The organism is Planctobacterium sp. AWM4_229, assembly GCF_056160305.1.
This window is the reverse complement of sequence record NZ_JBSWWX010000012.1, coordinates 52033-72443: the sequence shown is the minus strand read 5'-3', so window position 1 is coordinate 72443 and position 20411 is coordinate 52033. Positions and strand designations below refer to the sequence as shown.

General features: G+C 43.2%; 17 protein-coding genes. 13 read left to right on the top strand and 4 right to left on the bottom strand.

Features of this window, described 5'->3' with window-relative positions:
* Positions 1–160: 160 nt before the first annotated feature.
* The 4 genes from ACXAGP_RS20795 to ACXAGP_RS20780 all read right to left on the bottom strand — a co-directional run bounded on the left by ACXAGP_RS20795 (position 161) and on the right by ACXAGP_RS20780 (position 2787).
* A complete protein-coding gene (locus tag ACXAGP_RS20795; protein ID WP_338292589.1) occupies positions 161–421 on the bottom strand; it encodes a helix-turn-helix domain-containing protein in 261 nt (86 codons plus the stop codon).
* Positions 422–824: 403 nt separating this feature from the next.
* Positions 825–1244 carry a hypothetical protein gene (locus ACXAGP_RS20790; protein ID WP_475263654.1) on the bottom strand — a complete coding sequence of 140 codons (420 nt, stop codon included), beginning with the start codon at positions 1242–1244 and terminating at the stop codon, positions 825–827.
* 2 nt (positions 1245–1246) lie between these two features.
* The gene (locus ACXAGP_RS20785) at positions 1247–1924 is read right to left on the bottom strand and encodes a YceH family protein (protein WP_475263652.1); all 678 of its coding nucleotides are present in this window, start codon (positions 1922–1924) and stop codon (positions 1247–1249) included.
* Positions 1921–2787, bottom strand: a complete 867-nt coding sequence (locus ACXAGP_RS20780) for a putative RNA methyltransferase (protein ID WP_475263650.1) — start codon at positions 2785–2787, stop codon at positions 1921–1923. The genes ACXAGP_RS20785 and ACXAGP_RS20780 overlap by 4 nt, the downstream gene beginning before the upstream one ends.
* A 123-nt stretch (positions 2788–2910) precedes the next feature.
* Here ACXAGP_RS20780 and ACXAGP_RS20775 point away from each other — a divergent pair, with 123 nt between their 5' ends.
* The 13 genes from ACXAGP_RS20775 (at position 2911) to ACXAGP_RS20715 (ending at position 20411) form a co-directional block, all read left to right on the top strand.
* A complete protein-coding gene (locus ACXAGP_RS20775) occupies positions 2911–4107 on the top strand; it encodes an endonuclease/exonuclease/phosphatase family protein (protein ID WP_475263649.1) in 1197 nt (398 codons plus the stop codon).
* Between the two features lie 227 nt (positions 4108–4334).
* A complete protein-coding gene (locus ACXAGP_RS20770) occupies positions 4335–4751 on the top strand; it encodes a hypothetical protein (protein ID WP_475263648.1) in 417 nt (138 codons plus the stop codon).
* Between the two features lie 78 nt (positions 4752–4829).
* On the top strand, positions 4830–5477 hold the full coding sequence (locus tag ACXAGP_RS20765) for a peroxiredoxin-like family protein (RefSeq protein ID WP_475263647.1): 648 nt from the start codon (positions 4830–4832) through the stop codon (positions 5475–5477).
* Positions 5478–5746: 269 nt separating this feature from the next.
* Positions 5747–7069 (top strand): sigma 54-interacting transcriptional regulator, encoded by a 1323-nt coding sequence (locus ACXAGP_RS20760; RefSeq protein WP_475263646.1) that lies wholly within the window; start codon positions 5747–5749, stop codon positions 7067–7069.
* 725 nt (positions 7070–7794) lie between these two features.
* Positions 7795–8034, top strand: a complete 240-nt coding sequence (locus ACXAGP_RS20755) for a hypothetical protein (RefSeq protein ID WP_338292581.1) — start codon at positions 7795–7797, stop codon at positions 8032–8034.
* Positions 8035–8081: 47 nt separating this feature from the next.
* Positions 8082–10175 (top strand): type VI secretion system contractile sheath large subunit, encoded by a 2094-nt coding sequence (gene tssC / locus ACXAGP_RS20750; RefSeq protein ID WP_475263644.1) that lies wholly within the window; start codon positions 8082–8084, stop codon positions 10173–10175.
* A 23-nt stretch (positions 10176–10198) separates the two neighbouring features.
* Complete coding sequence (locus ACXAGP_RS20745) at positions 10199–10744, top strand: Hcp family type VI secretion system effector (RefSeq protein ID WP_229527273.1); 546 nt, start codon at positions 10199–10201, stop codon at positions 10742–10744.
* The gene (locus ACXAGP_RS20740; RefSeq protein WP_338292578.1) at positions 10744–11160 is read left to right on the top strand and encodes a GPW/gp25 family protein; all 417 of its coding nucleotides are present in this window, start codon (positions 10744–10746) and stop codon (positions 11158–11160) included. Before ACXAGP_RS20745 ends, ACXAGP_RS20740 begins: the two co-directional genes overlap by 1 nt.
* Positions 11160–12989 (top strand): type VI secretion system baseplate subunit TssF, encoded by a 1830-nt coding sequence (gene tssF / locus ACXAGP_RS20735; protein ID WP_475263643.1) that lies wholly within the window; start codon positions 11160–11162, stop codon positions 12987–12989. Before ACXAGP_RS20740 ends, tssF begins: the two co-directional genes overlap by 1 nt.
* Positions 12953–13969, top strand: a complete 1017-nt coding sequence (gene tssG, locus ACXAGP_RS20730) for a type VI secretion system baseplate subunit TssG (protein WP_475263641.1) — start codon at positions 12953–12955, stop codon at positions 13967–13969. The genes tssF and tssG overlap by 37 nt, the downstream gene beginning before the upstream one ends.
* A complete protein-coding gene (locus tag ACXAGP_RS20725) occupies positions 13966–16764 on the top strand; it encodes a contractile injection system protein, VgrG/Pvc8 family (RefSeq protein ID WP_475263639.1) in 2799 nt (932 codons plus the stop codon). The genes tssG and ACXAGP_RS20725 overlap by 4 nt, the downstream gene beginning before the upstream one ends.
* A 76-nt stretch (positions 16765–16840) precedes the next feature.
* Entirely contained in the window at positions 16841–19387 is a 2547-nt protein-coding gene (locus tag ACXAGP_RS20720; protein ID WP_475263638.1) for a DUF2169 family type VI secretion system accessory protein, read from the top strand.
* The gene (locus tag ACXAGP_RS20715; protein WP_475263637.1) at positions 19365–20411 is read left to right on the top strand and encodes a pentapeptide repeat-containing protein; all 1047 of its coding nucleotides are present in this window, start codon (positions 19365–19367) and stop codon (positions 20409–20411) included. The genes ACXAGP_RS20720 and ACXAGP_RS20715 overlap by 23 nt, the downstream gene beginning before the upstream one ends.

Sequence of the window (20411 nt, the reverse complement as noted above, 5' to 3'; positions counted from 1 at the left end):
GCCAATGCAATAGAACGAGTTTGAAAAGCGACTGTAGGGAAAATTGATTTGAAGGACGATAAATGTAGGGGAATACTATAGCTTTTTGGAAGTTCTCTCAGTTTAAGGTAGGTGTCAAGGCCACCTTAAACTGAGCTTATGTCATTTAAGATAACCCGTTTTACTGAATATCGAAAAATGACTTAATGTACTCTGCCCATTCCTTTTTTGTTAGAGGACATAGCTTATCCTCACAGGCAATGTACCAGTTTTTAATAACATGGATCTCTAAGGTGTCGATGGAGCCAGGCGCACCATTTTCTATATGAAGCACGGTCTCACGACTCAACCCCAAGATATCCCCTAATTGTTTTTGTGTTATCCCCGCTTCCTTGCGCATATTTCTTAAGCGCTCGGGGTTGAATTTTTCTTCTTTATCCAATGCTTGTAGTCCTCTGTCACGATGGAAACGCACCGAATAGTATCATTTAAATGACAAAGGTGTGAGTTCGAAATTTCAATTTTTTTGAATATAAAGTGGAACACGCCCCACAATATGTAATCTAATTAACACTTGCTCCTTGTTGCATTTAAAAAATGGAGATATTTACTGGATGGTACAATTTAAAAGGGCTGTGGCGCTGGTGGAGAATACCACCCCAAAATGTTGTTTACATACCACATGATAAAATTTAATAACTAATCCACAAAATATTAGTTCTATTTTTTAGAAGGTTTGAACGAAATAGTGGCAAAAATCACTCTCAAAGAGAAATGTTTAGCGATAATTGTTTTCGTTATATTTCATAAGAGCCTAACGACTCCAATTGGATAGCTTTTAAGGTTTAAGACTCTAAGTTTAAGGTGAGAAAAGAAAGTGCTTGCTGTCGGTCTTCGAATATTTGATAGCGAAGTCCGGTCTCTTGATACACCGAATGCCACCATTGCAATACTTCATCTGATGAGCCGGGCTCAAGAACTAAGGCCGTAACTTTAAGTCCAAGTTGTCGGGCATCTTTAATTGAAGCAACTAAAAAGGCGCGTATCAATGGATTCAATAACGACTCACCTCCTTTCAGAATCGCTAAACTTCCCCAGGATATTGGTTTGAGTGCTTCCCGAAGTGGCAGTATTTGCGCATGGTATTTTTCACCGAAGTCACTTTCAAAGGGCCCTGTAGCTTCTATAAAAAGTATTCTTTGAATTGCGTCTAGAGATAAGCGCAAAGTTCCTTGAACCTGTGTTTGATCATGAGTGTCAGTCACAATCATTCCCCTAACAAACTCTTTAACTCGTTGAGCTCTTTTGTTAGATGCTCCACTTGACTTTCCAACATACTAACTCGTTCAACCAATTCAGCTTCAGCCGGGCTCGTTTGTGGTGCTGTGGTTTGCTCAATGGATGATTGCGCTGCAAATGGAGCTTCACCGTTTTGAGGAGCATCGCTAAAGCACTGCCTATATCGGCTTTCCCTTTTACCTGGCTCCCTGGGTAACTTTTCGACAAGTTGTTCTTGATTAAAGTCCATCAAAGATTGCAGTGTACTTTCTACTTCGTTTACGTCAACAAATTCTGCAAGTCTGCCGCTACGAGTTCTCAGCTCCCCGGGCGTTTGCGCTCCTCTGAGTAAAAGTAAACAAACTATCGCTGTTTGCTGAGGTGTGAATTTCAGACTGCCAAACTCGGTGTTACAAAACTTATGCTTATATTTGCTTACCCGACTACCCCAGTTATCTTCGATGATTTGTCTTTTTTCTTTGAGAGAATCCAAGGCAGACTGCACTTCAACCTCTGAAAGTTGCATTACCGGCTCTCTATTGCTTTTTTGATTGCATCCGACAGTTAAGCCGTTTAAAGAAAGAGGGTATTGCTCTGGTGTGGTGATTTCTTTTTCCAGTAAAACACCAATAATGCGGCTCTCTATTTCGTTAATTTGAACAATCATTTAGCTTCTCCATTATCAGAAACAGGCTGTAATAATTCCAGCGTGAATTCAAAAGTAATCTCTAAAGATTTTAAGGCCAATAATCGCGCTTTGTTTTCCTCGTTAATACTCCAGTAATAAGGCGTCATCATAAGCAACGATCCTAAATACTGTCCCGCCACTTCGACTTTGGCTCTACAGGTTTTGTTGGAGACTTTTTGCAGTCCACTATTATGGGTATTTTGAGCAGGATTTCCCTGATGAGGTTGAACCTCAGAATAAACAAATTGGGCGAGCTCTTTTAAATGGTCCGGACCGGGTCCCACCAACAGAAAATAGCCCTGCTCTTTTGTCACCCTGATAATTTCAGTTTCACTGTAAGGCGCGAAAACATTGAGGACAAAGTCGAAAACATTGTCCACATAAGGTAAATCTGCTGCACTGGCGACGCAAAACTGCCCTTCTTTGTGTTGTTTAGCCGCCATCTGTACCGCGGGTTTTGCAATGTCGCATCCATAAAAGCTCAATGCAGAACGCTCAACACAGTATTGATTATTCAGCTGGTAACTGTAAAAACCTTCCCCACAGCCCAAATCCAATATATGACTATGCTCAGTACCAAGTACAGAATTGACAATATCCCCAACCTCATCAAGCAAAAAAGTGTAGTATCCCGCGTTCAGAAACTGTCTCCGGGCCAATAACATTTCTTTGCTGTCACCCGGAGCCTTGGTACGCTTTTTATGGACAGGCAATAAGTTTACATAGCCCTCTTTAGCCTGATCAAAGCAATGATTGTTTTCGCACTTAAACGTTTTTTGTTGATGCTGTAATGGTAAACGACAAATTGGACATCGATAGATTGGCTGTAACTCCAAGGTCATCACTTTGTTTTTTCACCTTAAACCGATTGCGCGGTTGATTCTTGGGATTTTTTTACTTAGATATGTTACTAGTTTACCTGTAAATCAGGAACTTACTACTAATTCCGGAAGGCGACGCTATTTATGAAAATCGATGTTAAACCATGGCTTTTTGCCTTCACTATATTCTGTTCCTTTACCCAAGGCCACATTATGACAGAAACACCTGAGTCCTTTCGCATTGCTACTTTTAACATTGGTCTTGATCAAGCAAGACAAAAAGGCGAACTAAAAGACAAGTTAAAAACAGGGAATTATATACCTGCAAAAAAATCCGCTGAAATTATCCAGCGTATCAACCCCGACATACTGCTCATAAATGAAATTGATGGTAATGATGGTGGTGTAACCTTAGAGGTGTACCTCGAAGACTATCTTGGCATGCCTCAGTCAGGCCAACAAGCTTTGAAATATCCTTATATTTACCAACCACATTGCAATACTGGTGTTTCCTCTGGAATGAACTTCAGGGGGCTTGAAAGTCCAATAGATAACTATGGTTTTGGTCATTATCCCGGACAATACTGCATGGTGCTTTTATCGAGATATCCAATACTAGACAACGACATACATTCCTTTCAAAAACTACTTTGGAAATCAATGCCCGGCGCCTTGCTTCCAGAAAATAATGGCGAATCCTGGTATTCGGCTGACGGGTTAAACAAGTTCAGGTTGTCCTCTAAAAACCATGTAGACGTGCCAATTACAGTAAATGATAAAAAGGTACATCTGCTCATTTCTCACCCCACTCCGCCAGTTTTTGATGGTGCAGAAGACAGAAATGGTAGAAGGAATCACGATGAGATCAAATTTTGGCAGCACTATATCAATGGCCATACTGCATGGATGCAAGATGACAACGGTAAAAAGGTCAACGGGTTAGACCTTGCTAGTCGATTTGTGATCTTAGGTGACTTAAATGCCTCGACTGTTGAAGGCGATGTTACCGAACACGATGGTAACAGAGCCATTACCTCCCTATTACACGATCCGCTGCTAGCAAAAGGATTTTCAGAACTTCAAAAAACTGACTTAACTCCAAAGCGCAACGGTAACAACACCGAAGCCAAGGATAACAACTATAGCCAGTACCACACCGCTCAGTGGGGAATGAGGGCAGACTATGTGTTGCCATCAGGGTTTGGCTTAAAAACATTAACAGGTGGCGTGTATTGGCCGGATGAATCGTCACCGCAGAGCCACTTAGTTACAGGTAGCAATGACAACCCGAGCAGTTCCGATCACAGACTTGTATGGTTGGATTTAGCTATAATTAATTGAACAAATCAAAGAGAACAGTTCGGTAATTTACTCAGAAAGTAGAGATTAAAACCCCAATATCATAGAGTTTTTGTGCATTATTCACTTTTATCTGTACGTTTTTTGACTTATTATTGACAAGATTGTATTAACATTTTATTAATGTTCGATGTATTTTTAGCCGAAAACCTCAATACGGGTAAGCTAAGAATCACGCAGTAAGTAACTTTGAATGACGTGTAGCCACTATGTTTAATAAAAAACTCCAGGTAGAAAAAGTTGAAATGGTGAAGAAGATCATACGCAAGTATGATTATGGCAATTACGAAGCCACTCACAAAGAATGCGTGGAGTTAGGGTTAAATGTTAATCGTCCTGCGTTAGACAGGTTTGGTGAAAAGTTACAAATGCTCGACTCACAGGCGAAAAGCAAATCAAAATTGCTGTTTGACGAAGTAGAAGCATCAGATGCAAAACAAGAGGCTATCCAACTTTCCCCAGAACCTCCAACGTCAATGGATGTATCCACTAATGTGTCATCTGGAGAATATGGACAGTTTGGCAACCGAGCCGATGAAATCACCTATGAACTTGGAGCATTGCGCATTCGTGAGAACGAGTTACTGAAAGAACTTAGTGTGATTAGAAAAAAAACCAGTAATTAAGAGCGCTCGCTCGATTCCCCTTTACAACTCAAAATAGTGTTCTATATCTGTAGGTAACAAACCTTCGGAGCTCTCGCCATGTCGCCGCTAGCTGAACAGCTTAAACAATACAAAAACTCTTTTGATGCCTCCACCCCAGCAGACATTCTGGAAACCATCAATCGCAGTATTTCTCTATTTCAATCTAATTCTGTCTGCAGCAGCTGCCTTCCCGTCGGTGCAAAAATTCCGGGCTTTGAGTTGAGATCGTTGTCAGGAGAAATGGTGTCCAGCGAAACGTTACTGGCTAATGGACCTCTTGTAATAGTTTTTATCCGCGGCGGCTGGTGCCCCTACTGCATCCTCGAGATGCAATTCTGGCAACGTCATTATGAAGCATCCTTCGAAAGCTTTAACATCGTAGCAATTTCACCAGAATTACCTGAATACACCTCGCAAGTAAAACAGGAAAATAATATCGGCTTCCCCATATTGATCGATGAAAACATGGATTACGCTGAAAAGCTGGGCCTCATCTGGCAATTGGATGAGGAGATGAAAGCTTTGCTGCTGAAGTGGAATATCGATTTAACTGAGCGCACTCAAGAAAAACAGTTTCAATTGCCGGTGCCGGCAACCTTCGTCATTGGTCAAAATCACACAATTCATTTTCGATTCATAGAGGAAGACTACACACTAAGGGCTGAGCCTGCTGAGGTGCTAAAAATCTACGATAAATTACTCTGAATACATGCCTGAAAAAGTATAACTTCATGTTTTTAATAAGCTTTATCTATTCCTGAACACTTTTCAAACAATAAAGACTTTTTAACGACATATTTACTTCTAATTAGCAAAATTTATGATATTTGGTGAATTTTCACCACTAGCATGTTGCAAACTGTAACATAATCATCTACTTATAATGTCTAAACATAACTATTAGCGTCGTTATGATAATCAGGGACACACAAATCAGACTCGTTTCGTTTACCGACGAGTATACAAGTTACTCCGTGGCAGAATTGCTAGGTTCGGGTCAAATTATCACCCGTTCTTATGATACAATTAGCCACGATGAGGTAGATACCAGCATTCCTATCATTTGGCTCGTCGTAGTCAATGAATGGGAACAGATCAAATCATTGGATATTCGTAAGTACCACGGTACTAATGAACAGATATTGTATTTAGTTGTTGATCAGAAGCCTCAGATTTTGCCGCCATACTTAAGCGACAATACGGTTTTCTGGCAAGCAGGTGCAAGTCAGTTAATCGACAATCTGCATTACGCTGAACAACGTATTCTGCAAAGACAACATTTCTATCCTAAAGAATTAGATGACACATTTTTGCGTCTTAATTTTTATGGCCGATCCCCTTCCTTTATCAAGGCCGTTCGCCTGATAAAGAAGGTCTCTTATGCCAATACCAATGTCTTTATTAAAGGGCAAACCGGTACAGGTAAGGAATTGACGGCCCGCGCAGTACACTATATGAGCGACCGCGCCAATGAAGCCTTTGTGCCTATTAACTGTGGTGCCTTTACGGATGACCTTATTTTAAGCGAACTATTCGGTCATGAAAAAGGCGCCTTTACTGGTGCAGCTAAAGCAAAAACAGGTTTACTGGAAATTGCCAATCGCGGCACGGTATTTCTTGATGAGGTTGATAGTTTATCGCCGAAAGCTCAGGTTGCTTTGTTAAGGTTTTTGCAAGACAGTGAAGTACGCCCTGTTGGTGGCAGTGATGTGAAACTGGTAGATGTGCGCATTGTCGCTGCCAGTAACAAAGACATGAAGGAGCTCATCAAGGCAAAAGACTTCCGCGAAGACTTAATGTATCGCCTGGACGTATTGCAAATCCCCTTACCTCCTCTGAAGAAACGCGGAGAAGATATTCAGATTCTGGCACAGCACTTTTTGTCTACGCTTAGTTTGCAAAGCAACAGTGAAGTTAAAGTATTTTCTGCCAATATGATCACGGCAATGCAAGCCTGGAATTGGGATGGTAACGTTCGAGAGCTGGAAAACTTCGTTAAACGAGCATGGTACCTGACCGAAGGATTCATCATTTCCGACACATCCTTGCTCACTGGGTCCAATGGCACAGACAACGACGTGATTAATCGTATCAATGGTGATCTTGAAGCGTTCGATGGTTTTCAAGCTGCCAAAGAAGAACTCATCGTGCAGTTCGAAAGGGACTACCTGACCCGAATCCTCGTCAAAACAGAGGGGAATATTTCTAAAGCCGCTCGTATCGCCAAAAAGGAGCGCCGTTCCTTTTGCCGACTAATGGAAAAGCACGGTCTGGAACGCAATCAGTTTTCCACCTGATAGCTGTTACCTTCTCATAAAAGGCGTGATCTTTATCACGCCTTTTTTGTTTCTTTGAAAAAATAAGCAACATTACAATTGTTGATGGCTTTCACATTACAAGGTCTTGCACACAATAAAACATGTCTAGTTGACCCTATACTCACTCAATAATGCTCACAGAAGTATTTATGGCACCAGAACGACGCCTTATCTGGACAGCTGCACGCTCTCTGCAATAAAGATGGCGAACCAAAACCATCAGACTTTTCAATCAACAACATCACATCACCAGGGCTTTTACAGCCACATTGAGGCAAATCTACCAAGCAATAAATCCTATTCGGGATTGATGGCACTTATCTCAAGAATTAGGCAATGCTCAATTCAGTGGAAAAATACCCATAATCCCCTCTAATACAGCGACTTATCCGAAACGCTCTTAAGAACACTAGCGCAAGTGTTACGCGTAATCTGTTTATTTTTACCTCAAACCCCTGTATGGATGCTTAGGGCTAATCTGCCACGTAGGTCAGTTATACCCTGGTTTTGGCTGCCCCCTTTAATTACCTGTGCCACAGCGTAATTGGTTAATTTTTGCCAGGGCAAAATACCCCTACAAGGGTTTTCTCCACATTTCAAAAAGCCAATAATATCAATAACTTAAAAACATTTAAAAGTTGGCACGCATAATGCGCTCTATTTTGTCGGACAGTCCTGAATTAACGAACAAGTGGATGAGAGATATGGCATCACAACCGGTCAAAGTAGAAAGCATTGCCAAGGACATTAGGGAATACTTCCGTGGCAATCCGCATGCCGGAGACACAGTCGAAGGTATTGCGAGTTGGTGGATAACCAAACAAAGCATGAACAACGCCAGGGATCTGGTTATGGAGGCTCTTGAAATGTTGGTCCTGGAAGGGGAACTACACAAAAGAGTATATGGAGGGCGCGTTATCTATGTTCGAGAGGCGCTACATTAGTAGCTAAACGAATTAACGCTTAATTTTTATCAACGGAGGCTAGTCGAATGTCGAATAGCATACAACATAAACTAAGCAGGGTTCGCCCACCTCGGGTACAAATTACCTATGACGTAGAAACGGGCGGCGCGTTGGAGAAAAAGGAGATCCCATTTATCGTGGGTGTTATAGCTCCTCTTTCTGCAAAATCTGATAAAGTTTTACCCCCACTTCGGGACCGTAAAATGGTTCAGATTGATCGCGATAACTTCAACAAGGTACTTGAGTCAATCGAACCTCGAGTGAAATTCAGTGTACCTAATACACTTCCTGACGAATCAGGCGAATTGTCTGTTAATGTGCCTTTCATGCACATCGACGACTTTGATCCTGTAGTCGTTGTTCAACGTGTACCTAAACTCAATGCAATCTACCTTGAGCGTAGCCGCTTGCGTGACTTTATGGCTAAGTTGGATGGTAACGATGGCCTGAACGGCATCCTTTCAGAACTTTTATCAGATTCTGAAAAAGGGGATGCGTTAAAAGCTTCAGTTGCTGGTGCCAAAGAAGCTGTAGAGACTGCTCGTACTGAACGTGCGGCAGGCAAAATTGACCAGGCTGCTTATGAAGCTGCCATTCTGGAAGCTTATGCAGCAGAACTCGAAGACGGTCAAACCATTGCGCGCATGCTGAGCGAAGGCCAGATGATTCTGGAAGATGCTCAAAAACCTTATGCAGTTGAACTGATTGCTGAATACGTTGAGCAAATCATGGTGAAAGACGATTTGATCCCTACAGGTGACAATCCGGATTACAACCATGGTGGTATGTTGACTCACCGTATCGCAGAAAAAGACGTCACTATCAGCAAGCAACTAAACCTTATTATCCATCACGATGATTTCCAGGCGCTGGAAGGCAGCTGGAGAGGTTTACACTTCCTGGTAATGAATAGTGAAACTAACAACAAGCTTAAAATCCGCCTGTTGAACGTGTCTTATGACGATTTGTTCAAAGATTTGGATAAAGCGGTTGAGTTTGACCAAAGCGCCCTATTCAAAATCATTTATGAAGAAGAATACGGTACCTTCGGTGGCGAACCCTACAGCGTATTGTTAGGTGATTTTGAATTTGGTCGTACTGCACGAGACATCAAATTCCTGGAAATGATTTCAGGTGTCGCAGCGGCAGCTCACGCGCCATTCATTGCATCAGCGTATGCGAAATTATTCGATATGGATGATTTCTCAAACCTTTACAAACCTCGTGACTTAAGCAAGTTATTTGAGAGTGCTGAACTAATTCAATGGCGCTCATTCCGCGAAAGTGAAGACTCTCGCTACGTCACATTAACGTTGCCTAAAGTTATGATGCGTCTGCCGTATCATCACGAGAACAACCCGGTAGAAGGTATCTACTTCGACGAAGATGTTGCTGTAACCTTGGTTGATACCGATGAAGATGGCAATGCCACTGAGAAAACGCTTAAGCAAGTAGACGCTCGTAAGATTTTGTGGAGTAACCCTGCCTACATCTTAGGTCAGCGTATTACTAATGCGTTCTCCCTACACGGCTGGACAGCTGCGATCCGCGGTGTTGAAGGTGGTGGTTTGGTAGAAGGCTTACCGGCTTACACATTTGAAACTGAAAGCGGCGATATCGAATTGAACTGCCCTACACAGGTAGCAATCACCGACCGTCGTGAGAAAGAGCTAAACGACTTAGGCTTCATGGCAATCTGTCACTGTAAGGGCACCAATAAGGCTGCATTCTTCGGTGGTCAAAGTACCAACAAACCTAAGATGTATCTGACTGATTCAGCCACTGCGAATGCGCGCATCTCATCAATGCTGCCATACGTAATGTCTGCATCGCGATTTGCTCACTACATCAAAGTCATCATGCGTGAAAAAATTGGTAGTTTCATGACGCGTCAAAACGTTGAAAACTATCTAAACACCTGGATCGCACAATACGTACTGCTCGACGATACGCCGCCTCAGCACATTAAGGCCAAGTATCCGTTACGTGAAGCGCGTATCGATGTAACTGATGTACCAGGAAAGCCAGGCGCGTATAGAGCGACAGTATTCCTGAAACCCCATTTTCAGTTAGAAGAACTATCCACGTCGATTCGACTGGTTGCAGATCTTCCTTCCTGATAACTAGTTAAGAGGAAATCGTTATGGATTTAGTATTATTAAAACCAGGTTTGGAAGACCTTGCTGGCGCCAGCTTAATTGATGGTGAGCTGGTAGACGCAGGTGATGATCTGTCAGGTTGTATTGAACTGGTATCCATGCATTTTGGCATGAAACAGCAAATGACAACCGACGTGAGTAACGCTGCGCGTACCTCTGGTCGTCCTAACTTGAATGATATTACTGCAGTTAAGTACCTTGATAAAACGTCACCGCTTTTATACAAGTACTGCCTGTCTGCAGCACCGATTGATGATGGTTCTGAGCCGACTCAAATCTTCCTTTGCCGCAATGCAAATATGGATGGTGACGGTAACTCAATCATCGGTAACATCATGACCGTTAAACTGTATAACTGCATGATCAGTTCAGTAGAAGCCCAGTCACATCCAAATGACATGGCAACTGAGCAAATCACGCTTAACTTTACCGATATCGAGTGGACGACTTCGCATCAAGATAGTCAAGCTCAGATCACCGGTAGCTTTGTATACAGCTGGAGCGTGGCGCGTAACAGAGGACCAATGTAATGCGTCGCTTTCTCTTTGATCGGCTTTGTCAGCCTGACCTCAAGATGCCAGAGGATACCTTTGGCAAAATGAGCGTCCTGCGGGAGTCGATCAGAGAGGAGCTTCAACGTTTAGTATCGGGTCGTTCTTGGTTTGATGGCGTGAGGAAAGGCCACAAAGGTGAGAAATCGATACTTAACTTTGGCATTGATAGTCCGGTAGACTACGCAGCTAATAGTCAAGACAGTACCCTGCTGATGGAGCAAGTACTCGAAATGGTTAAAAACTACGAGCCACGAATTATCAATCCCAAAGTTAGCCTGACAGGCAACAAAAATCCGCTAAGTCCCAAGAGAATAGCGGTTTCAGGTCAAATTAAAGTAGCAGATGTAAGAGAGGACTTTAGTCACACCCTGAGCGTCGCTGGAGTTAAGTAATGAGCAATTCACGAGATCAACTAACAGATTATTTTAAATCTGAGCTGGCTGAATTGCGCAGTGATGCCTTGGAGTTTGCCCGCGATTATCCCGCAATTGCTGACGAACTGGCGCTAAACCAAGGCAAATCCAGAGATCCGCATATTGAGTTGCTGTTGCAATCCTTCGCCTGGATGACCAGCCGTCTGCGGCAAAATATGGAAGCTGAGACTAAGCAGCTTCCAGCGATTCTATTGCAACAGCTCTACCCTCAACTCGTATCATCCATCCCTTCAATGGCGATTATGGAATGCGACGTGGATGGTTTTTCTGCCGATTTTGACAATGGCTATTTGTTCAATGGCCAACGCCAATTCGAACCCATCAATGTTTCGGGTAAAACAGAAGCAACTGCGCGCTTGAACCAGTGTCGTTTTTCTTCTTGCCACCCGGTTAACCTTTGGCCTTTGAAGGTTAACAGTATTGCTAAGTTTCCCATAAACCAGGAAGACTACGTTCGCAATCACTTTAAAACAGGCCAATCGATTATTGATATCAATTTGGTTTCATCACCAGAGGCGGCAGCCGATGGTTTGATGATGAAAAAACCGCTGCGTTTCTTCATTAATCTCGATGATAACGCCAAGTACCAGTTTTATAATGTCCTTGCCAAAGGTTTTGTCGGTGCCGTTGTATACGACGCTAATAATGAACGGGTGGCAACGCTAGGCAAGGACAACCTCAAATTCTGTGGCTACGAAGATGACGAGCGCACTATGCCTTGCACTAATCAGCAAGACTTAGGTTATTCGCTGTTATTTGACTACTTCCACTTCCCTGAGAAATTTTTGTTTTTCGAAGTGGATGGCATGGAGCAAGTACAGTTCAATCAATCTTTGCGGTTGATGCTGGTATTTGATGAGCCCATTCCAAAGAATATCAACCTGTCGCGCAACAGCCTTAAGCTTAATTGTATGCCAGTGGTAAATCTGTTTAAGAAAACCTCAGAGCCTTTACCGCTGACCCACAAAGACTATCGCTATAAATTATTCCCAAGCAGAGAAAACTACGACTGTCTGGAGATATATCGCGTTGACAAAGTGTTTTCCATGAATCGCCGTGGCGAATCTAAAGAGTTACAACCTTACTTTTCTATTGTAAGAAGTGATCACAAAGACTCGGATTTTCGCTGGCTGGCACAAACAGAGGCCAGCCACAAAACCAAAACGCCGGGAACAGAAACCTGGTTATCGGTATTCAGTGAGGCCTTTGTAAGAGATGTTCCTATTGGCGAAACTCTCTATGCAGAAACACTATGCTGCAATCGCACCTGGAGTGAACTATTTAATATTGGGCAAGAGTTTTCCGTTATTGGTAGTTCACCGATTAAGTCTGCAAAACTGCTTACCCGCCCTACCCGTTATCGTTCGCAAAAGGCCAACTCAGAACACATGTGGAAGGTGCTTTCTCACTTATCTTTGTACTATGTGTCTTTGACAGACCCTAAGCTCGCTCAGGACTCTCTAACTTCGATACTAAACCTCTATGCCGGAAAAGATAACAACGTTGCACAACGCCAAATCGAAAGCATTGAAAATTTTACTGCTGAAAATGATATGTTTCCGGTTCAAAAAAGTGGTTGGCGAGGCTACTATCACGGCGTTAACTTCAAACTCACCCTATACGGTCGCAAGTTTGAAGGCAGCAGCATGATTTTATTCGGCTCTGTTTTAAACCAGTTTTTGGCATTGTTTGCCCATATCAACTCGTTCGTCCGACTGGAATTAATGGTTGGCAATAAGAAGGTTTATCAGTGGAAACCCCTGAGCGGTCACAAATATCTTGCCTAGATCTGTTAACAGGTCAGGCAGAAGAATTCAATTTTTATCAAGCGATTCGCGTACTTGAGTGTGTTGTACGGGAAGAAGAAGGCATCCCGCAAATAAGATTTAAAGCGGTCAACGAACAGGCGTTCATGCCTAATTTCATTGCCAATCTCAAATCCGATGACCAGGTTACTGAAGTTAAGGTAAATGGTTATGCACTCACAGGTCAGCAAGGCCCACTCCCCGATGTGTATAACGATTTATTGTTAGAACAAAAGTCACGCGGTAATCGGGGTCCTGAAGCGTTCCTTGATCTGTTTAATAATCGCCTGTTGCACTTGCTATTCGACATCAAAAAACAGCTGGATCCGATGCTGTTTAACGATATCAGTATTAACAGTGAAATCTTCAATATTCTGGAGTCCTTGACGGGGCTTAGCACTTTTGATCTATTTAAACGTCTGCCTATCACTCAGGAGAAGCTTCTTACTTTCTCAGCGTTATTGATCGGTAATCGACAAAATTATTCCTCATTAAAACAAATTATTGAATGTATGTTTGATTGCAAGGTGGAAATTGAGCCTTGTAAGGGCGGTTGGCGAAAGCTACCGGAAAACTGGCAAACTCGATTAGGGAAAGAAAACGCACGTTTAGGTTCAGGTGTTGGTTTGGGCAAAAAACACTGGGATAACCAAGCAAAAATCGGGTTACTACTCACTTTAAAGAACATCGATCAATGTCGTCGTTTGATGCCCAAGGGCAATCTTCACGAAGTATTAAAATCTATGTTGGCCTATCTCACTGATGGTCGCTACGAAATAGATGTCAGACTAAAACTAGACTGGGAATGTTTACCCAAGTCACAACTCAGCCAAAAATCTTCCATGTTTTTAGGACAATCCAGTTGGTTGAAGTCAGATGTTGGCCAGGGTAAAACCCTCAACCTGCCTAAGTTTACGGTGATCCCCACTCTCAACAACCAGTTTTGGGAGGATATCGCGTGAAGTTTAACACGGGAAAAAACACCACTCAGATAGCGGAGAAAATTGATTACACCGAATATCCCGGTACTCGGCAAGCAGATACGCCGCCAGCCCCCCGCTGTAGCCTGGATTTTTATATTGAGCTGGATGACGGCACTATTATTGATGATCAGACATTGCGATTGCAGAACTTTTCTGGTCAAGAATCCTTATCTCAAATGTTTGATTTCACTTTGAATCTCAGAGCCAACACCTATTTTTCTTCTGGCATCAACAGTCCTTGGGGAAAAGAACTGGCGGGTAAGTATGGCTCTTTGCTAAGTGAGGGTGGTGTTACTTCTCAAAAATTAGATTTTCAAAAAATCCTGGGAGCAAAGGCCTGTATTCGCATGGGTCTGCCGGAAACCCAAAAAGACATGTACGAGGGAGAATACCCAAATGACCGCCCGGTACTGTATTTCAATGGCATAATCAGTAACTTCTCCATGGCTGAACGCGGTGTTTATACCGCCAACCTGAAACCGGCAGTGTTTAAACTTTCACTACAAAACAACTACCGCCTGTTCTCACAAAAAACTATTCTGGATGTCATTATCGAGATCCTCAGTGAAAACAGTATTGAGTTCAACAAAGAAGAATTAGAGAAGAAACCTTCCCGAGTGGTAAGAGGACTTGCCAGCTATCGCAAACAAGACTGGTTACAGGCAGGTGAAACCGATTTAGATTTTCTCAACAAACTGATGCAAAAAGTCAGTTTGTTTTATTATTTCGAGCATGACGATAAACATCACAAGATGATTATCACTGATCAGCCTTACTACACTGGCATCTATAAATACAAAGTGAACGATGCAGGTAAAGTAGAAGAAACCCACGATTTAAAAGAGCTGTATCTGAGCTACACCCATCAGCAATCGCTGGAGCGTGACGACTACATTACCCAGTTTAGTTACAAGCAGAACCTCACATCATCTGGTATCACCACTGTACTGGCACAAAAAGAAGCCACTTGGGAATCGCAAAACACCGCGATGGCCACCCCTGTGTTCATCAACAAGGCCAACAAAAAAGAGAAACTCAATATGGAGTTTCTCAACATGGTGCAATACGGCGCATCGGAGAAAGAAATCAACACCCTGACCGACGAACATATGAATCGCCTGGTGGCGTCACGCTTTGAATTCTCGGGGTCGTCATCTTGTCCAGAGCTTAAAGCCGGTCATAAGTTCGTGGTAAAAGAACGCTATGACGATGATCCGGAAATGCCCATATGCCCTACATTGGACGGCTTAGAATTTGTGGTTACACAAGTACAGCACCAAGGGAGCGCTGCGGGTGATTATTCAAATTCCTTTCAAGCAATGGATGCCAATGGTCTGGCGACGCCCTTTACTCCGCCACAAGAAAACCAGGGTAGTATTCTTGCGTTGGTGGTGGATCACGATGGCGAAACGGATTATGAAGGCAGCTCAGCAAAGTATCTGGAAAAAGACGGCTTCGCGTACGACAAAAAAGATTTTCAATTCGATGATAACGGTCAGCAAAAATTCAACTGTCGCGGCATTTATGTCAACTTTATCGATGATCCCGACTCGATCCACTGGGTAAAACTTGCAGAGCACATGCAAACCATACCGGAAACCGGTGCATGGGTGACCGTTTCTCGCAGCCAGGATAACAATGAAATCCCGGAAGTTACCCAGATAATGCAGAACAAGGGCAACAAAACCATCATGCCCGAGGATTACACCTGCTCCACCAATGTTGGCAATAATTACAGCACTAGCTATGGCGATAATACCAGCATTAGTTTTGGCGCCAACGTCACAACATCATTGAGCAAAGCCCGAACCATTGTAGAAAAACACAGAAACAGTGGTAACTACAATAGCGTTAACTATTCAGAAAGCAGCTCTTATGGGTATTCAGTAACAGAGCGTAGCCATTCGATTTCTCGTATGGGCGTTGGCGCCGACTTGGGTGATGATCCCGGTGATATGATGGGATACGTCAATTACAGTGACTCTGCGATTTACGGTAATACCTACAGTAAGAACCTGCATATTGGTAAGTCTGAAAACTACTCGGTTCAAACTGGAGGCACCTATTCAGAATCCACTCAAACAGGTGGTTCAGTGAGTATCAGTACGATTGATACAAGTGACAGTACCAGTACCGTAGGCACTTCAATAAGTAACAGTACCGTTGGCACCTCTACCAGTATCAGTTCAGTAGGAACTTCCAACAGTACCAGTACGTTGGGCACCAGTAACAGCATGAGTACCACGGGCACCAGTAATAGTATTTCCATTACAGATATGTCCAATGGCATAGGCATCACCACGATGTCGAACAATATCTCAATTACTGACATGTCCAGCAGTATTGGTATCACCAATATGTCCACCTCGCTGAATTTAACCAGTACTTCAAGTAGTCTAAGCTTAACCGGCGTTCAGGCTGGACTATCTTTGACAGGCGCATCTAGTAACCTGTCTTTAACCGGAGCGACATCCAGTTTATCCCTTACAGGTGCAAGCAGCGGTCTGTCACTGACTGGAGCTTCAAGTAACCTCGGGTTAACCGGCTCAAGCAGTGGTCTAAATTTAACGGGTTCCAGTAGCTCTCTTAACTTAACTGGCAGCAGCACATCACTCAATCTGACAGGAAGCAGCACCGGAATTAACCTCACAGGCAGTGCCACCGATATCAACATCACCGGTGGCGGTGCTACGCTGAGTATCGACAACAGAGCAACCTTGTCCATCGAGGGGGCCATGCTGGAGATTCTGAGCGCGGCGAAATTGGTGTTATAAACTGATGAAAGTGATCAAACCCCAAAAAATCGGTTTATTACACAAAGCTTATACTTTTAAGTTCAAACATTATTTTGTGTCTGCACCTGTTGTGTTTTTTGAGATGGGAACACAGCCTTCCGAGCCAGACCCGCATAACCCTTATGGGGTATTTACCGAAAACCTGCAATGGCCATTGGTGCAAGAACAGCTAGGCACTCAGATTTTAGACATGGTGATGCCGAAACCTACAGCAGAGTTTATGTTGGCGGGAAGCGCCTGGAATCCACAAGCAGATTCAAACAAACCGGCAATAGCTAGCATCAAGTTTGGAAACGTAGAAAAGCGTTTAAAAATCAATGGCAATCGCAACTGGCACAAAGGGTTGATGGGTTACAAGTTGACCCAAGCTGAACCATGGGAATCGGTTTTTATCAATGACCAGGCGGCCTATGGTGGCGAAGGTTACAACGACAATCCGGTCGGCACAGGTTTTAAAATTGAAGATAAAGTAGTTGCGGCTCCCAATATCGAAGACGAAAAAGTCAGCATCAAGCGCATCGGTAAAAAGTACCCCCCTGCAGGTTTTGGCAGCTTAACCATTAATCACTCACAGCGCAGTCAATACAACGGTAATTACAAAACTAAAGACTGGTTGGAAAACCACTTTCCCAATCTCGCACCCGATACCGACTTTCGACTTTTTCAGGCTGCCCGAGAAGATCAGCAGCTACCCGACTATTTGCGCGGTGATGAATCCTACACATTAACAAATCTGGTACCCGGCACTCCGATATTTAACGGTAAACTGCCGGGTGTTTATCCTCGCAGTTTTATACAAACCAACGACGCAAAAGATAATTTCCGCGAAATCCCCTTGCACCTGGATACTGTATGGCTGTTTCCCGATATTAATGTCGGCGCGGCTATCTGGCACGGACAGTTGGAAGTATCTCAACTTGATGCTCGCGACATTGCAGCTAATTTAATCGCTTATGAAGCATTAAAGGATGAAGCCAGAGATAAAAATCACTATCAGCAACAATTGGCACTTAGAACGAACCAGGATACTGCACTACAGGCCATGTCCGATGAAGCCCCAATATCTCCGCTTAAAACACCGGAGCAACTCGCTGCCGAAGAAGCCGAAATAGCCCAAGAACTTGCTGCGGCGGAAGCGCTGCAAAAAGAACAACAAGAACAGTTTCTGGAAGATGCCAAGGAAGCCAATGGTGGCACCCTGCCTCCGGGATTTGTTATGCCTGAAATGGAGCAACCGAAAGTATTAATCAGCAAGGAAGCAATTAAACGGGGATCGTTTAACGCTGGCCCTATGATGGAAGAAGTGGCTAAACAAAAAGCCGAAGCAGAAAAATTGCAAGTGGAACTACAGCAACAGTTGGATGAAGCACAAGAACTCAGTGATAAGCAGTTAGAGCAATTGGATGCCGAGCAGGTGAAAGAGATAAAGGCAAAAGGCAACGTATCCGATAAAATTGAAGATTTACAATCCCTTTCCCAGAACCAGAGTTTAGAGCTCGATGATGAGCAACTCAAAATGTTGCAAGAACAGCAGTTTAAAGCTCAACAATACAGCATGACGCCTATTTCAGACTGGCCAGAAGATGAATATGCACAGGAAAAAAGAGCAATCTTCCTCAATGCCCTGAATAACGGCGAATTACTGGCTGCCCGCAATTGGTCCGGTGCGGACTTATCCTTTTTAGATTTAAAAGGCATCAACCTGAGTCAGGCAAATCTGGAAAACTGCAATCTCGAAGGGACCCTATTGGACAAAGCCAATTTGGCTCAAACAGCGTTATTAGGGTGTAAACTCAGTAATGCCTCATTTAAAAAGGCCCGACTGAGTGAAGCCAATTTAAGCAGTGCTGTGGGTCACTACCCTGACTTCTCTGGCGCAGATATGAGCCAGGCCCTATTGATGAAAACCAACTTCGAAAACGCCAACTTTACAGGTTGTGATATGCGCATGGTTGTGGTGTTTGAATCTAACCTGATTCGAAGTCGTTTTGTTGCCAGCCAGTTTACCAAGTTAAGTATGGTCAATAGTCAATGTAACGACAGCGACTTTTCCGCCATCACTGGCGAGATGTTCGTTGCCATGACTTGTAACTTCAACCTCAGTCAATTTTGCAACGTCAAATTAAACCGTTGTGCGTTTCTGGAATCCTTGTTCCAAGTGTGCAACTTCGCACAAGCCGAATTGGAAAAATGCCAATTCAGTGGCGACGGTGACTTATCTGGCGCTTGTTTAACCCAAGTAAACGCAGAGCAATGTGGTTTCAGACGTATCAATGGAAAATATTGGCACGCTCCTGATGCAGCACTTAATCTGTGTGATCTTGGAGATTCTGATTTTCACTATGGCAATTTTAAAAATAGTAGTTTTATTCAATCAATATTGAGTGAATCGCGGTTTGTCCATTGCAGCTTTGAACAAAGTAATTTCTACACGGCACTGATGCGCGCAACCCTGCTGGATAATTGCCAACTTAAAAATGCCAACTTCTATCGCGCCGATGCCATTGCTGCCGCTGCTTTCGACAGTAACTTTAATGCAGCTGAAAACCTTGAGCCTATTATTAAGAAGAGGTGGCGCAATGCCGACAGAAAAGCTGCTTAAACTCGCCCGCCTCAATCGTATTATCACCCAAAAAGAAATCGATGGTGTGGCGTTCGGTGAACTGGAATTATCCATGGCCACCTTTCAGGATGTTGTGTTTAACGAACTGACTTTTAGTAAAACCCAGTTCGAACAATGTACGTTTTTAAGTTGTACCTTTATTGACTGTCAATTTGTAGATTGTCACTTTGACACTTGCACCTGGCATGCTGCTACTATTCAGAACTCTCGGTTTGACAACTGTACTCTTATTGGAAGTTCATTCGCATCTTGTGAACAGCAAGATGTAACCTTTGAAAACTCAACAACTCAACGTGTTGCTCTGACTCAAGGGGAAATTAAATCATTTACCTTCAAGGCTGGAAAGTGGTTAGACAGTGCTTTCATGCAGGTTCAAAGTGAATCTGTTTTGTTTGTTGGTTCCGAACTGAATAACTTTGTATTGAACGAGTCCGATTTTGAGCAAGTTAATATTGAGAACTGTAAGGTGCAACGAGGCCTGTTTCTGAAGTGTAATTTCAAGGATAAGGAGTGGACTAACTTAAGCTGGCAGGCATGCTCATTTAATGAAAGTCAGTTCACCAACTGTACTATTACCGAAGCACAGTGGCAGACCAATAATTTTATCGCAGCGAAATTTGAGATGTGCCAATTCAATCACTGCAATTTGCAGCAAACCTTATTTTTGAAAGCGCAATTTAACCAGGTTGTATTTAATGCTTGCCAGACAACAGAAGCGATTTTTAATGAGGCTAATGGCCAAAATACTCGCTTCGAACACGGCAATGCAGAAAAAAGTCAGTGGCAGGACTCAGTATGGCAAGCGTCATCCTGGCTAGATTGTAAGCTGGCATTTAGCGACTGGTCCCGGGCACAAATCAATGAGTCTACTGTGAAGAATTGTGATTTTACTGCAGCAAACTGGCATAAGCTGGCAGAAGATAATACTCTTTGGAAGAAAAACAATAAAAAAATGCTCAGGAAAACTGACGAGTTACAGGCAAAATCGGAGGCAGCAGCCTGA

Excerpts from the sequence above, each read along its gene's own strand:
- tssC (WP_475263644.1), top strand. The coding sequence starts at position 8,082 with ATGTCGAATAGCATACAACATAAACTAAGCAGGGTTCGCCCACCTCGG.
- ACXAGP_RS20715 (WP_475263637.1), top strand. The coding sequence starts at position 19,365 with ATGCCGACAGAAAAGCTGCTTAAACTCGCCCGCCTCAATCGTATTATC.
- ACXAGP_RS20755 (WP_338292581.1), top strand. The coding sequence starts at position 7,795 with ATGGCATCACAACCGGTCAAAGTAGAAAGCATTGCCAAGGACATTAGG.
- ACXAGP_RS20770 (WP_475263648.1), top strand. The coding sequence starts at position 4,335 with ATGTTTAATAAAAAACTCCAGGTAGAAAAAGTTGAAATGGTGAAGAAG.
- ACXAGP_RS20745 (WP_229527273.1), top strand. The coding sequence starts at position 10,199 with ATGGATTTAGTATTATTAAAACCAGGTTTGGAAGACCTTGCTGGCGCC.
- ACXAGP_RS20785 (WP_475263652.1), bottom strand. The coding sequence starts at position 1,924 with ATGATTGTTCAAATTAACGAAATAGAGAGCCGCATTATTGGTGTTTTA.
- ACXAGP_RS20765 (WP_475263647.1), top strand. The coding sequence starts at position 4,830 with ATGTCGCCGCTAGCTGAACAGCTTAAACAATACAAAAACTCTTTTGAT.
- tssF (WP_475263643.1), top strand. The coding sequence starts at position 11,160 with ATGAGCAATTCACGAGATCAACTAACAGATTATTTTAAATCTGAGCTG.
- ACXAGP_RS20775 (WP_475263649.1), top strand. The coding sequence starts at position 2,911 with ATGAAAATCGATGTTAAACCATGGCTTTTTGCCTTCACTATATTCTGT.
- ACXAGP_RS20780 (WP_475263650.1), bottom strand. The coding sequence starts at position 2,787 with ATGACCTTGGAGTTACAGCCAATCTATCGATGTCCAATTTGTCGTTTA.
- ACXAGP_RS20740 (WP_338292578.1), top strand. The coding sequence starts at position 10,744 with ATGCGTCGCTTTCTCTTTGATCGGCTTTGTCAGCCTGACCTCAAGATG.